This is a genomic window from Aliidiomarina sp. B3213, from assembly GCF_003290085.1.
Classification (GTDB): Bacteria; Pseudomonadota; Gammaproteobacteria; order Enterobacterales; family Alteromonadaceae; genus Aliidiomarina.
In genome coordinates, this window is record NZ_QMKJ01000004.1 from 166865 (window position 1) to 181991 (window position 15127).

Annotated in this window: 12 protein-coding genes; 5 read left to right on the top strand and 7 right to left on the bottom strand. The window is 45.6% G+C overall.

Annotated features, from left to right (window positions below; genetic code table 11):
• Position 1 precedes the first annotated feature (1 nt).
• Positions 2–1042 (bottom strand): cysteine synthase A, encoded by a 1041-nt coding sequence (locus DQX04_RS11835; protein WP_111916146.1) that lies wholly within the window; start codon positions 1040–1042, stop codon positions 2–4.
• Positions 1043–1296: 254 nt separating this feature from the next.
• Between DQX04_RS11835 and DQX04_RS11845 the strand changes: the two genes are divergently transcribed.
• The gene (locus DQX04_RS11845; protein WP_111916148.1) at positions 1297–1509 is read left to right on the top strand and encodes a cold-shock protein; all 213 of its coding nucleotides are present in this window, start codon (positions 1297–1299) and stop codon (positions 1507–1509) included.
• An 83-nt stretch (positions 1510–1592) separates the two neighbouring features.
• On the opposite strand, the gene DQX04_RS11850 is transcribed toward DQX04_RS11845, so the two are convergent.
• From DQX04_RS11850 to DQX04_RS11860, 3 genes are all read right to left on the bottom strand, one after another.
• Positions 1593–3524 (bottom strand): S9 family peptidase, encoded by a 1932-nt coding sequence (locus tag DQX04_RS11850; RefSeq protein WP_111916149.1) that lies wholly within the window; start codon positions 3522–3524, stop codon positions 1593–1595.
• A 135-nt stretch (positions 3525–3659) separates the two neighbouring features.
• Positions 3660–4436, bottom strand: coding sequence for a DUF2884 family protein (locus DQX04_RS11855; protein WP_111916150.1), 777 nt, complete (start codon positions 4434–4436; stop codon positions 3660–3662).
• Between the two features lie 234 nt (positions 4437–4670).
• Positions 4671–6347 (bottom strand): Zn-dependent hydrolase, encoded by a 1677-nt coding sequence (locus DQX04_RS11860; RefSeq protein ID WP_111916151.1) that lies wholly within the window; start codon positions 6345–6347, stop codon positions 4671–4673.
• Between the two features lie 170 nt (positions 6348–6517).
• Between DQX04_RS11860 and DQX04_RS11865 the strand changes: the two genes are divergently transcribed.
• Complete coding sequence (locus tag DQX04_RS11865; RefSeq protein ID WP_111916152.1) at positions 6518–7510, top strand: sensor domain-containing diguanylate cyclase; 993 nt, start codon at positions 6518–6520, stop codon at positions 7508–7510.
• Between the two features lie 41 nt (positions 7511–7551).
• On the opposite strand, the gene DQX04_RS11870 is transcribed toward DQX04_RS11865, so the two are convergent.
• Positions 7552–8043, bottom strand: coding sequence for a hypothetical protein (locus DQX04_RS11870; RefSeq protein WP_111916153.1), 492 nt, complete (start codon positions 8041–8043; stop codon positions 7552–7554).
• A gap of 231 nt (positions 8044–8274) precedes the next feature.
• Here DQX04_RS11870 and DQX04_RS11875 point away from each other — a divergent pair, with 231 nt between their 5' ends.
• Together DQX04_RS11875 and DQX04_RS11880 are read left to right on the top strand one after the other, a co-directional pair.
• Positions 8275–9300, top strand: a complete 1026-nt coding sequence (locus DQX04_RS11875; RefSeq protein WP_111916154.1) for an efflux RND transporter periplasmic adaptor subunit — start codon at positions 8275–8277, stop codon at positions 9298–9300.
• A 2-nt stretch (positions 9301–9302) separates the two neighbouring features.
• Positions 9303–12404: an efflux RND transporter permease subunit gene (locus DQX04_RS11880; protein WP_111916155.1), complete on the top strand. Its 3102-nt coding sequence runs from the start codon at positions 9303–9305 to the stop codon at positions 12402–12404.
• Between the two features lie 7 nt (positions 12405–12411).
• Here the strand turns inward: DQX04_RS11880 and DQX04_RS11885 are convergent, their stop codons facing one another.
• Both DQX04_RS11885 and DQX04_RS11890 read right to left on the bottom strand, forming a co-directional pair.
• Positions 12412–13077 carry a response regulator transcription factor gene (locus DQX04_RS11885; RefSeq protein ID WP_111916156.1) on the bottom strand — a complete coding sequence of 222 codons (666 nt, stop codon included), beginning with the start codon at positions 13075–13077 and terminating at the stop codon, positions 12412–12414.
• Positions 13074–14219, bottom strand: coding sequence for a sensor histidine kinase (locus DQX04_RS11890; protein ID WP_111916157.1), 1146 nt, complete (start codon positions 14217–14219; stop codon positions 13074–13076). Before DQX04_RS11890 ends, DQX04_RS11885 begins: the two co-directional genes overlap by 4 nt.
• 275 nt (positions 14220–14494) lie before the next feature.
• Between DQX04_RS11890 and DQX04_RS11895 the strand changes: the two genes are divergently transcribed.
• On the top strand, positions 14495–15109 hold the full coding sequence (locus DQX04_RS11895) for a hypothetical protein (protein WP_126266361.1): 615 nt from the start codon (positions 14495–14497) through the stop codon (positions 15107–15109).
• Positions 15110–15127 lie beyond the last annotated feature (18 nt).

Below are 15127 nucleotides of genomic sequence, written 5' to 3' on the forward strand. Positions count from 1 at the left end.
CCTAATTTACGTTGACTATTCTGTCCGACATTCCTTGATAGCGTTTTATGAGATTTTCCATAGGCTCTGGCTCCACAGAAAGTCCACGACCTGCTAGGTATTCCTTGTTGTATAGTTTGGAGGTGGAGCGCTCACCCAAGTCGCAAGCAAAAGTAACAATGGTTTTCCCTTTCGGACGATGTAGCGCCGCGAAAAAAGCTGCCGCTACGTTGAGCGCCGAACTACTACCCAGCAGAATTCCGTCTTGATCACGAACATAACGAGAAATCGTAACAATATCTTGGTCTGGCAGATTGATAGCGTGGTCGATTTGCGCTTGTCGGAAATTCTCTACCAAGCGCATAATACCAATACCCTCGGTCATTGAACCGCCGTTCGACTTGTACTCGCCTGTTCTCAAGAATTCGTATGAACCGGAACCGTCTGGGTCTGCTAACCACACTTCAATATCCGGGTTTTTCTCTTTCAAGTACTTTGAGTTACCGCCTATGGTTCCGCCAGTACCAGACACCGAGACCAACATGTCGACTTTACCTTGAGTTTGTTCCCAAATTTCAGGCCCGGTATGTAGATAATGCGCACGCATATTGCTGGTATTTTCAAACTGATTCGCCCACCAATAATCTGCGTTTTCCTCACCGAGGCGACGAGCGGTGTGATAAAAATGATTCTCATCTTTAAAAGGAACAGGGTTAACTGTCTTCAATTTAGCCCCATGTAACTCAATCATTCGAGTTTTTTCTGGAGTTTGATCATTCGGCATAACTACCAACAAATTTAGTCCCAATGCCTTCGTTACAATAGCTAAACCGATACCAGTGTTACCCGCGGTTCCTTCAACAACGGTCATTCCTTTTTTCAACTCACCGCGCTCCATAGCGTCGGTTATCAACTGTAGCGCGGCCCTGTCTTTAATTGAGCCTCCGGGGTTTTGGTGCTCGCATTTCACGTAAATGTCAGACCCACAAAGCTCTGACAAAGACTTAATTTTCAGCAAGTCTGTTTGTCCGATTTGGGCCGCTAAGTTGTCTACCACTCGCATGAAATAACTCCTAAAAAAAGTTCGATTTCGTTAGTGTAACGAATAATCATACGAAAATAATCGTTGAAATGATTGGCGGGCGAATAATTCGCCATGTATACTACAAAGGCTTGAATATGCTGCTCGAATTTATCAGCTCGATTTACCCTCCATTTGGAAAGGTCTTCGTTCTCTGGAAATACCCGCTGCATCAAAGCAATAGTGATGCTGGTGTAGTCCAGCAATTTTTAAATTAAAGTAAGTTAGGAAAGAATATGTCTGATACAGTAACTGGCACCGTAAAGTGGTTTAACGAATCGAAAGGTTTCGGATTCTTGGAGCGCGCTGGCGGTCCTGACGTTTTCGTACATTTCAGTGCAATCACAGGTGACGGTTTCCGTACTCTGAACGAAGGCCAAAAAGTTTCGTTCACCATTACTCAAGGTCAAAAAGGACCTCAAGCAGAGAACGTAGCAATTGCTGAGTAAGTGAGTAACCGTTTACAAATGAAAATGACCGGCTAGCCGGTCATTTTTTTTGTCTGAATTTCGCTGCAAAAGAGCAAGCACACCTATTCGGTGTGCTCTTTCATAAACTCTAATACTCTTTCCATTTGCATCACATTGTTTTCAACTTTGTAGAAACCATGCCCTTCGCCTTCAACGAACAAGCTTTCGTATGGAATTCCCTCTTCATCTAGTCTTTCTAGAAGCAAGTGATACTGACCAAAGTGAGCCTGAGTATCTTCCGCTCCATGCGACACAAACAATGGTGTTGTTATTTTACCCACGTGAGTGGTAGGCGAACGAGCAATAAGCTCTTCTTGATCAGTGCCTAGCACTCTATCAAGGTAGCGTCGCCCAGCTGCGAAACTAGGAATGTTCCCTTCCTCTTTCATCAGCGGTAAGTCATATACTCCAACGAACGCCCAAGCACATGCATAAAGATCAGGCTCTTTTGTTATTCCAGCTAAGGTAGCAAAGCCACCATAGCTTGCGCCTGCGATACACGTACGTTCTTCATCGGCATAGCCTTGCTCCATTGCCCACAAAGTGCCATCAGTAACGTCGTCTTGCATCTTGCCATACCATTCTCGGTAGCCCATTTCCTCAAAATCGACGCCATATCCACCAGAACCGCGGTAGTTTACCTGAAGAACACCGAACCCATGATGCGCAAACACCTGCACAAACGACTCATAGCTCCATGAGTCTCTCGGTCCGTGTGGACCACCGTGCACATAAACAACAAATGGTATGCTCTCTCCTTCAACATAATCATTCGGCAATGTCATATATCCGTGGATCTCTTGCCCATCTCTGGCGTTAAACGATATCGGCTGAACTGAAGCCATTTGGCTTGGATCTAGCCATGGTGTAGCTGAAGCGAAAAATCTCAGTTCTGGGGTTTCCGTGTCTAAGATAAAAAAGTCTGGCGGTGTGCTAGCCGAACGCACTGACACCAAGGCTTGCTTACCATCTTCAGTCCAGTTATGAATGTGTACATAGTAGTCCTGATACATATTCTCTAACTGACGTAGCCATTGCACCTCAAATGCATCTTGGTCGACAGCCACCCACTCAGGTATACCGTCCATGAATCTTACAGCTAAAAGATCATTACCTTCATTATCAAAAATAAACGGTGACAAACCCAATTGGGTATCCAACTCTACACGGTCATGCTCAGCTACCGGCGAAATTTGTTGAGTCAGTAAGTCGATTTCATAAACACCTAACCGATCAGATTCGCGAGAGTAAAAATAAATACTTGTCCCAGACTCTGTAAAGGCAATCGGTGATATTTGACCGAACTCGTTCTCGAACTCTATCCACTCCGAATCTTCGCTCGCACGCCAAGAAAAGACTGGTTTATCTCGATCGTTCTGTCCATAAGCGAAACGAACTCTGTCTTGTTGGTCAGCAAGTAAACCTCCACGCTCGAGCGGAGAAGTAGTTCGCATTCCCAAGCGCCCATCGTTTATGTTCATGCGCTGGGCTACTGGCCGAGGATTATCATGTGCCCAATGCTGTATCAAAACCCACTCTGGCTCGTCTTCCATGTAGCTCATAATTGACATTTGGCGCCCTACATAACTCCCAGCTTGAGTGCCAAATAATTGATTTCGCTCTGAACCATCAGCATTGATCGCGTACACTCGCCCCGTTCCTTGTGGGCGTTCAAGTGCTCCAATCTGGATCATCGATTCAAATAGTAATCTTTCTTCAGTTACCCACCGGAGTCCAATTGGGCTTTCCCCCCCACGCATATTGAAAGCTGCGGTCACCTTCAAATTCGCGGGATCAGACATATCTATGACTGCAAGGTTTCTGCGATCCTCACCTGGAGTAGACACAGCGATATATTTGCCGGTAGGTGAAATAGCGACACTAGAAAACTCTGCTTCTTTAAAGAAATTCTCGAGTGGAATTTCTTGTGCGTAAGAGGCTCGCGAAACAACCAACATCGCGAGAACGATAGTTACCCTGACTAAAAACTGCATTTATTTGCCTATTTTCTTATTTAGAACTCGAAATGATGTTACAGAATTCTAACTTTTCTTTCAGGCAAAAAGTGTTTCTTTTCATTACAAATGCAAAAGGCTCGGCAAACGGCCGAGCCTTAACTAAATTACAAATTACTTGCTTTGAGCTTGTTCAAAGAGTGGATAGTTAGCAATAACAGGAATATGCATCGCTAATTCCGACTCGATTTGGTTCAATACGATAATTTCGTCGCACATTTGGTCGGCACGCTCTTCGATTCGAACGGTACGCTCTTCAATGCGCGCTTCCAGGTCAGCGCCCATATTTTCCATACGCTGTTCGAAGTCACTCATGTCGCCGCCACCTTTGATTAGCTCTCTACCAACCATGACTAGCAAGCTACCCACAGAGCTGGAAACGATTTCTTCTACTTCCTGCTCAATGGTGTCGCCCAAACGGTCACCGAAAGACTCCAGCTCTTGGCCTCGTACAATGGTTTCACCATTTTCTTGATACACCACACTGTCGAACTCTACTTCTAATGTGTCGTGCAAATCTTCGATACGCTGAACAATACGATGGTCTGCACTAAACATTTCAGAGAACACACTAACCAGAGCTTCACTTGTAATTTCTAATGCCTCGCCCATTACATAAACTACAGCTTCAGTTTGACGCTCTACGCCCTCTTTGTAGTCGACTAGCATCTCTTGAATATTGTCAGGTTGAGCAGAATAGACGCCCTCAACATACAAATCACCTTGTGCGTCGATACGCCACATTTCATGGCCATCGTCAATCAAACGCACTTGCTCGGAAGAAACATGAAGTTCGTGGTCTACTGAAATTTTACATTCCTGACCTACGTTTAAATTGGTGTCGCCAATAACCACAGAACTTGCTAATAAACCGACCGCTAAAACACTCATGATTTTTTCCTTATAAAAAACGGTACATCACCAAAGTTGAGCCACTGTGATGATGTACCAACTCACCACTGGGGAACAATACATAAGGTTTATAGCAAGGCGCTTGCCAATATTAAAAATTAGAATAAATTCAAAGATTTAATTAAAAAGGGAGAGGTGTTGCTGAAGTGATTTATAAAAGAAAAACCACTAAGTTGGTCAAATTTACCAACTTAGTGGCGTATTTTTACAATGTTACAGACCTAAAACTTCTCGGCCTTGAGCAAAGTGAACATCTACTGGAATTTCAGCAGCTTCTAAACGCGCTAGGTCTGAAGACAACTGTTCACTCACGTGACCCATATCGTCGAACAATTCAGCAACGCCTTGGTAGTCACCGTCACCCTGTAACCGCAAAATAAGCTCTGACAAACCATTCATCGCTTGGCGCATATTGTCCATGTCTACTGCATATTGACCCGCTTCGTTGCGAATGAATGCACCTTCTTGTTCGAAGTAGTTAAAACGAATCATGTTCGCCATGCCATGTGCGCTAGACGCACCGAAACGTACAGAACGGAAAATACCCGCAAGGAAAGTTACATAATAGTCTTCTAGCTCGCCTTCGGTAAGAATACCTTCTTCAAGAAGCTGAGTAACCATGTACAAACCAAGAATATCGGCTTTACCTTCTTCAATCGGCGAAGCATATTCACGCAAAGCTTGGCGCACTGTGCCGCTGCCATTGATAGTGTTCTTGATACCTAATCCATGTGCAACTTCATGGAACATAGTATTCGCAAAGAACGCGTCGAACGTAATGTTCGCACGCTGTTCTGGCACAATAAGAACGTCTGAAATAGGCACTAAAATACCGTCGAATTTGGCGCGCATCGCGTTTTTCAATTGCGAGCGGCGCGTGCCTTTTTCTAATTGCACTTGTTCGTCGTTCGGTAAGTTTACAGCAATGGTTTTGCTGCCAGCATTAGAATGCCCCGCGTAGTACACAACATCATAAGCATTAAGTTGAGCGTCTGAACCCGGTGTTTCTGCACGGTATTCCGCCGGTACAGGAAGTCCTTGCTGCAAGCTAGGTAGCGTTTCTGCATATACTGCTAAACGCTCACTCCACTCGGTGTCTTTTATCAAAACATAAGACTCAAACGCGGCTTTGTAACCAAACAAACGGTCTTCATAGGTTTCAATAGGACCTATAATCACGTCAACCAAGTTGTCCCTAACATCCATCCAGGCATAATCTGATTCTTGATATTCACCTGTGACTAGGGCGTCGGCTCTCATTTCTAAGTAATTTCCGAAACGCTCGTCTTCCGCCAAGGTTGCCGCTTCACGAAGCAAGCTTGCCGCAGCTGAAAGCTCTGTTGCGTATGCTTCATGGAATGGCAAGGTGTATAGTTCGCCTTCGGCATTACGGCGAATAAGGGTATATAAACTGTCTTTAGTCGGGTCTTCGAACGCTTCGAATTCTTCGCGAGTCATATCTTCTGGGTAGAAGTTTGCTCCTAACGGCTTTTCACCATAACCTTGAATGTATGGCGCGTCGCTGTTCAAACGATCCCACGGGCCGTAATTGATGCGTGCAAAGTGCTCTACGTCTGGGTCTTCAATACGCTCTAATAATGAAGCTTGGCTTCCGGTATAAGCCTGACGCCAAAACAAGTCATCCATAATTTTCGAAGCATCGATAAGTAGCCCAACCATCTCTCTCTGGTTATCAGACAAATGGCTTAAGTCGGTATCGATAGTTACCGATTGATAAATATCTAGTCTGTCTTCTGCTCCGGCAACAAGTACTGAAGACTCATTCTGTGCTGCTGTTTCTGTTGTGTCGTTGCTTGCTGGACTACATGCCATCAGCAAACCACCAATGCCCATGGCAATGGTAAGACGGCTTAACTGTGCTAATTTCATATTCACTGCCTTCTGTTTTTATATGTGAGCGTTGATAATAAGCAGCGCCCTAAATTATGTTCATCCGAATGATACACAATTTTAGAGAAGTTTTTCACGCTGGAACGCGTTGAGCAGTGTTTAAAAATCGTGCTATCTTGCAAACTCTTGTTGTAAGGAATACGTCGACCATGGAATCTAAGCATTTTCCAATACCCAACTCAGTGTTAGTTGAGTACTTCAACCAACTCACCGATCACTTGTTTATCGCAAAGCCCTGCGAGGATGGAGACTTTGAGCTTGTCTCTGGAAACGCGACCATGCTTAGGTTTTTTGGTATGGAACCAGAACAAGTGATTGGAAGAACGCTAAGACAAGTTTTAGGAGAGGGAGCTGCGGCAGAAAGGATTATTGCGACATATCAGCAAGTATTGGAGTCAGGTCGTCACCTTGTTTATGAAGAAGACAGTGGAGGCACAGACTTTGACTACGAAGTTTTTGAAACAAGCTTATTTCGTTTTGAAGACCCAGAAACTGGCCAGTACCGCATTGGCGGTATAAGTAGAAATATAAGCTTGAGAAAATCGATCGAAGAGTCGTTAGAACTCAGCAAACGTAAGCTTGAGAGTAAAGTTAGAGAACTGGAAGTTGTGCACAAGCAACTCGCTGAAGAGTCGATGCGCGACCCGCTTACGAGCTTATTGAACCGAAGACATCTTGACGAGTTTCTTCATCATGAAATCGCTCGCTCACAGCGCCAAAAAGTTCCACTTTCCATAATGATGGTCGATTTAGATAACTTTAAACAGCTCAACGACAATTACGGACATCAAGTGGGTGACCAAGTTCTGAGAGACTTCGGTCGTTTTCTCCGCTCCAATAGGCGCGGTTCTGACATTATATTCCGCTTTGGCGGTGACGAATTCCTGTTTATGTTGCCGGGTTTGAACTCAACACAAGCTGAGCAACTTGCTCACCAGTTGCATCAGGACTTACAAAAACAAACTTTTGATATCGATAACGACACCACCAAGCTTCAAATTAGTATCGGAATTGCCAGTTATGCGGAGCATGAGACTGGAGCGTACGAGCTTATAGAGCAAGCAGACTCTGCGCTTTACCAAGCCAAGAAACTTGGGAAAAACACTACTGTTACCGCAGAGCAGAAACAAAAAAGCCCCTGACGATTGCTCATCAAGGGCTTTCAAAGATTAACAAGGAACGATTATCGCCCTTCAGGTGCTGACATACTCGAACCGAAACCAGTGCCTTGGTTGAATAAGCGCTCTACAGCTTGTTTACGCATATCCCACTCTGCACGAGTCATGCAGCTTGTAGTTTTAAAGTTCGTACCTGTAGAACGTTCACTACGGCAAATAACTTGGCTTGCGCGGTCACCTAACAATACAGCTTGTAAGTTCTCGTGCATGTTGAAAACGCGAGTACGGTCCATTTCACTCACAGTATCAATTGACTCATGGCCTTCAAGAATACGACGAATGCCACTAGTTAATGCATTCACTTGGTTAATTTCGTCTTCTTCCATTTCACGTGGTACGCCTTGCTGAACCGCTACGTCTAGTTCATTCAAAAATGTACGGTACTCAGGCACACTTACCGTTGTAGGAGAAATAGAACTCTCGTTAGAAGAACTTGCACATCCCACAGCAGCAACAGCTGCGAAAGTTAAAATTAAAATTGATTTTATAATTTTCATAACGCCTCCAAATAGGTTACGTACGGATATTATGAACCTCATAATTCAAACGCAAGCGAAAAGCACAGTTCGTAACATTTACGAACACTTTTTGACAGTTTTGACGTAAGCGTTCTCAAAACCTTCTCTAATCGCAAATTATTCTCATCTGATGGCATTTTTTGATCAACTTCCGCAAGAATACGTACTATAGTCACGAGCTTTTTTCTTTATCTTTACAAGGAATTTTTCATGCGCATTGCTGTAGTCGCACTTCTTACTATTTTCATAGCCTTTGCACCGAGCTCCCACGCTCAACAATGGGGGGGAAGCAGAGCAGCGCAAGTGGTGGCATCCACTATTACTTTCGACGCCAGAACACAGCGGGTGGAAGCTGTAGGTAATACCGAAGCGATAAATTCTGTTGTGATTTATCCAGCAGTAGGCGACTTAGTGACTAACGTGCATTTCGGTACCGGCCAGCGTGTAGAGCAAGGCGACGTACTTGTTGAGTTAGATAGCCGCCGTCAACGCACCGACCTAGCTCGTGCTGAAATTGAGCTTGCTGACGCACAGCGCACCGTAGAAAGATTAGCAGCCAGCCGAGAACGCGGTGCTATTCCACAAAGCGAATTAGACGACGCCATAACAGCCAGAGACTTAGCAGAGGTAAGAAAAAGAGAAGCAGAAACCAACTTGGAAGATAGGTTTGTACGCGCACCATTCGACGGGGTTGTTGGCTTAACAGATATTGAAGTAGGCGACCGTATTTCAACCAGTACTGTGATCACAACGATCGATTCGCGCGAGCGTCTATTTGTGAATTTCCAAGCACCAGAAACCGCACTTAACATGCTGCAAACAGAAGACACAGTTACAGCTACACCTTGGCAGAATAGTACTCAGGCCTTAACACTACGCATTGCCGACATCGACTCGCGCGTAGACGCCCAATCACGAACCATTCGCGTACGTGCGATTCTCGACAATGAAGAAGACAAATATCGCCCAGGTATGAGCTTTCGAGTGAACCTAGAAGTAGAAGGGGAATTTTACGCTGTAGTACCAGAAGCAGCGCTAATGTGGGGGGCTGAAGGCGCTTACGTATGGCGGGTTAACGACGACAAAGCAGAGCGCGTCAATGTAGAAATACAGCAACGTCGCCGCGGCGAAATACTTGTGGAGTCAGCATTAACCGCGCAAGACATTATTGTTGTTGAGGGTGTTCAAACCCTGCGCCCTGGACAAGCACTTTCGGTGAGTATGCAAGGAGAGTAGCCATGAGCCACGAAACAGACAAACTCACCAATGACTTACCGTCTCTTTCCATAAGACGACCTGTTCTTATTGTTGTACTCAACCTGCTTATTATTATTGCGGGTATAGCAGCGTTGAACGGCCTTGAAGTTCGTGAACTTCCAGACGTAGACCGACCCATTGTGTCGGTAACCGCTCGATTCCCAGGCGGTTCTCCAGAAACCGTAGATAACGAAGTTACCAGCCGATTAGAAGCTGCAGCCGCTCGCGTGAGTGGAGTTAAGTCGATTCGCTCGTCTAGTGAAGAAGGCAGTTCACGGATAGTGATTGAGTTTCGCCCGAACGTCGACTTGGACACTGCTGCCAATGAAACGCGGGAGTCTGTCAGCCGAGTACAGCGCCAGCTACCACCAGAGGTAGAGCAAGTAGCTATTATTAAAGCCGACAACGACGCTCAGTCGGTTGTTAGTGTCGCTATTTCTAGTGAAACCCTGCAGCTCGAACAGCTCACAGAACGTATTGAAACGGACTTAGCGCCGCTTTTCCTAAATATTCCAGGCGTTGCCGACGTGCAACTACGCGGGGCGCGTGAGCGTGTCATGCGCGTAAATATAGATCCGCTGCGTTTGGCGAGTTTTAATTTAACAGCAGTGGATGTAGCAAACGCGCTGCGCCAAGCGCCGTTTGACGTTCCTGCTGGGTCATTGAAGTCGACCGATCAGCAGCTCATCGTGCGAGCCGACGCTACTTCAGTAAGCGCAGAGCAAGTTGAAGACATTGTTATTTCTGGAACGACTAGAGTAAGTGACGTCGCCAATGTATTTTTTGGTCCAGCAGATGCGGGAAATATGGTTCGCTTAGACGGGCGCCCAGTTATCGGACTAGGGATATTGCGTCAAGCTGGCTCTAATACCATAGAGATTTCTAATGAGGTTTTAGCGCAAATCGAAAACCTTAAAACACGATTTCCTGATTTAACCTTCCAGGTGACGTCTGATGATGCAGAGTTCATACGTGGTTCCGTAAGAGAAGTTATTTTCTCACTTACCCTGACGATTATTCTGGTCGTGCTCACGCTTCGTTTATTCATTGGTTCATGGCGCGCGACAATTATTCCTGCCGCAAGCATTCCAGTAGCACTTGTGGGTGCACTTTCTGCACTTTGGGTACTTGGCTTCTCGATCAACATTTTGACTTTGTTAGCCCTTGTACTCGCCACGGGTCTTATTGTGGACGATGCCATCGTTGTTACCGAGAATATTCAGCGGCGCAGAGCTATGGGGCTGGGTAAAAGAGCTGCAGCAGTAATAGGAACGCGTGAAGTTTTCTTCGCGGTAGTCGCAACTACTGCTGTGCTGGCTGCTGTATTTATTCCTATCGCCTTTTTGCCTTCTACAGCGGGAATGCTGTTCCGAGAGTTTGGCGGAACACTTGCCATAGCAGTAATTATTTCGTCTTTCGTGGCACTTTCTTTGGTTCCAGCGTTAACAGCAAAGCTTCCGTTGAAAAACCATAAGAAAAGCATGCTAGTACGCATTGGCGACAAACTAGTAAAGCTATATGGCAGCTCACTTAAATTTTGCTTAAACCATGCATGGTGGGTATTTGGAATTAGCGTGCTACTGGCTGCAGGAGCGTTCAGCGCATACCAGTTACTTGAAAATGAGCTTATGCCAACCGAAGACCGCGGAACAGTGAGAATATTCGCACGAGGTCCTGACGGAGTCGGCTTAGACTTTATGGATCGCCAAGCGTATAAACTAGAAGAGATTTTACTGCCTTATGCTGCGGAAGGAGAAATCGACTCTATTTATACGGTGGTAGGTCAGTGGGATCCGAACTTAACCTTCATTACCGTCCAGCTTAAACACTGGGATGAAAGGGAAAAGTCGCAGCAGCAAATTATTGAAGAAATAAATGGGCCTATTTCCAATGTTGCGGGTGTATCCGGACGTGCCTTTGGTAGTAATAGTTTGAACCTACGTGGGCAAGGCGGAGGTCTTGAGTTAGCACTTACTGGGCCTACATACGAAGGCATATATGAAGCTGCTTTGGCATTCACCGCTAGAATTCGCAGCGAACTTCCGGAAGTCGGTTACCCGCGTATCGGCTACCAGCCAACCCAGCCTCAGCTTCGAGTCAACATTGATCGCCGAAGAGCCGAGGAACTTGGTGTAGCCCTTTCAGACATATCCACCACACTTCGGGTAGCGATTAACGGCGACGATATTGCAGACCTAAATGTGGGAGACCAATCTATTCCTATTATGCTGCGCGCGAATAGAAGCCGTGTTCAAGATCCAAGTGATTTGAGAAACCTCTATGTGGGCGCGCAAGACGGAACATTAGTACCACTGTCCAGCCTTGCTACCATTACCGAAGAAGGTGTTGCAGCGGAGCTAGAGCGCCAGTCACAGCGTCGTGCCATTGAAATAGACATGGAACTGCCACCAAACCTTACAATTGAAGAAGCTGTTGAGTCTCTTCGAGCCATAGCGCAAGACGAGCTGCCAGCAGGCATCGGTCTAATTTTCTTGGGTGAAGCACAAACCTTTGAAGAAACCGCTCGCGAGGTTGTCTTAACCTATGTGTTAGCTTTCCTTATTGTATTTTTGGTATTGGCCGCACAGTTTGAAAGTGTGAATAGTGCCATTGTGGTGATGATTACTGTGCCGTTTGGTATTGCAGCAGCTTTATTTGCCCTGTTCCTCACCGGCAATAGTATCAACATCTATTCACAAATTGGTTTGGTCATGCTTATTGGTCTACTGGCGAAGAACTCAATACTACTCGTAGAGTTTGCCGACCAATTAAGAGACAAAGGACTTTCGGTACGCGAGGCGGTTGAGAAAGCTGCCACTATTCGATTGCGCCCGATTGTGATGACTTTGGTATCAACCTTGCTCGGTGCATTACCTCTTATTCTATCCACAGGAGCAGGTGCAGAAGCGCGTAACGCAATTGGTTGGGTTGTCTTCGGTGGGCTCGGTATCGCTGTGGTGTTTACGCTTTATCTGACACCTGTGCTGTATTTAGGGCTTGCTCGATTTGTGAAGCCACGTGCTGACGAAAGTGCCAAACTTGAAAGTGAAATGGACGACGCAATAGCGCAAGAGCAGCACTAACTATAGCTTAAGAAGATAGAAGACCGAGCTCGATAGCTTTAAGAACAGCGCGGGTTCGGTCTCTAACTCCAAGTTTAGACATAATCGTACTCACTTGGTTTTTCACCGTTCCCTCTGACTTAAACAAAGCTTCTGCAATCTCCTTGTTACTGCACCCTGCAGCCATCAGCCTTAATATTTCAACCTCTTTTACAGACAATGGCTCTGGCTGTTCAAAAGCATCAAACTCGGACTTCAAGTTGCTTAAGCCACTCAACAGCTGAGTGGTAATCGAAGGCTGAATCATTGATTCGCCATGAAATACCCGCTCAATACCGTTGACTAGTGTTTCTAATTCAACGTCTTTTAGTAAATACCCTTTAGCCCCGGCTTTTAACGCGTCAAGCAACAACTCATGGTCGTCAAACGTAGTTAGAATCAACGTTGGAATATGAATACCTTCACTATGCATCGCTTGCAGGGTCTCGATACCATTCAACTTCGGCATACGAATATCGAGTAAAATGACATCAACGGAGCTGGAATGTTCACGCAGCCACTCTAACGCTTCAGTACCGTCGGGAACGTCATGGATTACGTCTATTTCTGGTGAGAGCGACAATAGACTCTTTAAACCTTGACGTACGAGCTTCTGGTCGTCTACGAGCAGCACACGATAGGATTTCTGACTCATACAAGCCTCTTAAGTGGCAGCGTTAAACGCAGCAAAAAGCCTGGCTCTAAGGATTGCAACGTTAGCTCTCCGCCTAACTGGTGAATACGTTCTTGCATGCCCGTTAAGCCATTGCCTTTTACTAAGTAGTGAGCACCTATTCCGTTGTCTTCAACTTCTGCGAGCAACTCTGTTTTGCTCTGCCTTACTCGAATGTGAATCAGTGAAGCCCTTCCATGCTTTATGGCGTTAGTCATTGCCTCTTGCACGCTTCGTAAGAGCACCATGCCTTGCTCTAAATTTAAAACAGCCACCTTCTCTGGAATAGTCAAACGTACCTCTACTCCTGGCAGGCGATCTATCAATTTTTCAATTGCTTGTTTCAGGTCTAAGTAGTCATGTGCACGGATATCGCTGACAGCTTCTCGCACGTCTGCCAGTAACAGTTTGGCTATAGCATGACTCTGCTCTACCTCTCGCTTACAGTTTTCAGGAACGGTTCGCGTCAATACTTGTAACTGCAAGTTAAGAGCAGTTAAGTGATGCCCCACCAAATCGTGAATATCACGCGCAATACGCAGCCGCTCTTCTTGCTTGCTTCCTTCTTGCAACAATGACTGCATGGCTATTAACTCTCTATTTGCTTGTTCTGCACGTTCGCGTTCAAATTCAGCCTCTTTACGCGCCTCCATCATAATTAAAGCAAACACGTTGAATGCAAAATAAAGCAACCCCATAATAAAGACACCGTCGGTTTCCCAGCGCCAGGCATACAACGACCAAGTAATAACACTCCACACAGGAGACAAGGCTAACGCCAATCTAAACGACATCAAATATGGCAGTTGGGCTATCCATATCACTAACAGAATGGCAGCGAAAGGGTTCGGTGTAGTTACGACAATGCCGCAAACTAAAGTGAACTGTATAGCAATTAATATTGCCTTTAGCTTAGGTGCTTGTGGTGGTTTCGTGTCGAGCGTAGACACAAAAAATAAAACAGCAAAAGCGCCATAAATCAGCGCGAGTAGCGCCAACCTACCCACACTTGCGCCCATTTGACTCCATAAGAGCCAAATGTCGATACAAGCGACCAGTGCAACGGTAAACACACCGCTTACTTGATCAGCACCTACTTTGAAATTGAATGATTTAAAGTTCATTGAGCAAGTATGCCCTGCCTCTTTAATAAGACCAATAGGTCAAAAGTCACTTTTCAAGTCATGACTTTTGTCACTGCACGCAGCTTTTCCTTTTCCCTACCATTGCCTCATCGTTAAACACCCATCGGGGGCTTGTTATGCAAAATCTATTTCACATTTTCCTAATAACACACGTGGTTGCAGGAACCTTATCACTCCTTCTTTTCTGGATACCTGCTGTATCAAGAAAGGGAGGGTTAAACCACAAGAAATTTGGTGGGTATTACGGTTTAAGCATGAACACTGTCGCTTTCAGTGGTATAGCAATGTCTTTACTCGTATTACTTTTTACCGCTCAGGTTAAACCTCATCTCTATTCGGTAGCCCACTTGGCGGAACAACGGGTGCAATACGCTCACCTTTTCGCATGGTTTCTCATTCACTTGGGCGTACTTATTCACTCTTCGGTGCTTTATGGCAACGCAGTGCTCCGCAACAAAAGTAATCACGAGGGCCTAAAAAAGCCCTACCTTATCGCGGTATGTGGGGTGTTAGCCCTGAATGGATTAGCACTCATTATTGTGGGTTCGCTCAACGGTTTAATTTTGCATATTGTTTTTGGAGCTTTAGGTGCGTGGGTCGGCCTCTCCAATATCAAGTTCATTTTCTCAAAGTCATTTTCTAAAAAGGCATGGTTGCGCGAGCATCTCGGTGCCTATATCGGATCAGGGATTGGCGCATACACTGCTTTTTTAGTTTTTGGCGGCGCTACGTGGTTGTCCGTTACGGGTGACTTTTACACAGCGCTTTGGATTGCTCCGGGCATTATAGGTACATTTTTTGTCGCCAAGCTTTCTAGAAAATACGACCCTCCTAAACAACATAAACCAGAGTCCACGAGCACTATTTAAGTGCGGCAATAAACGGGA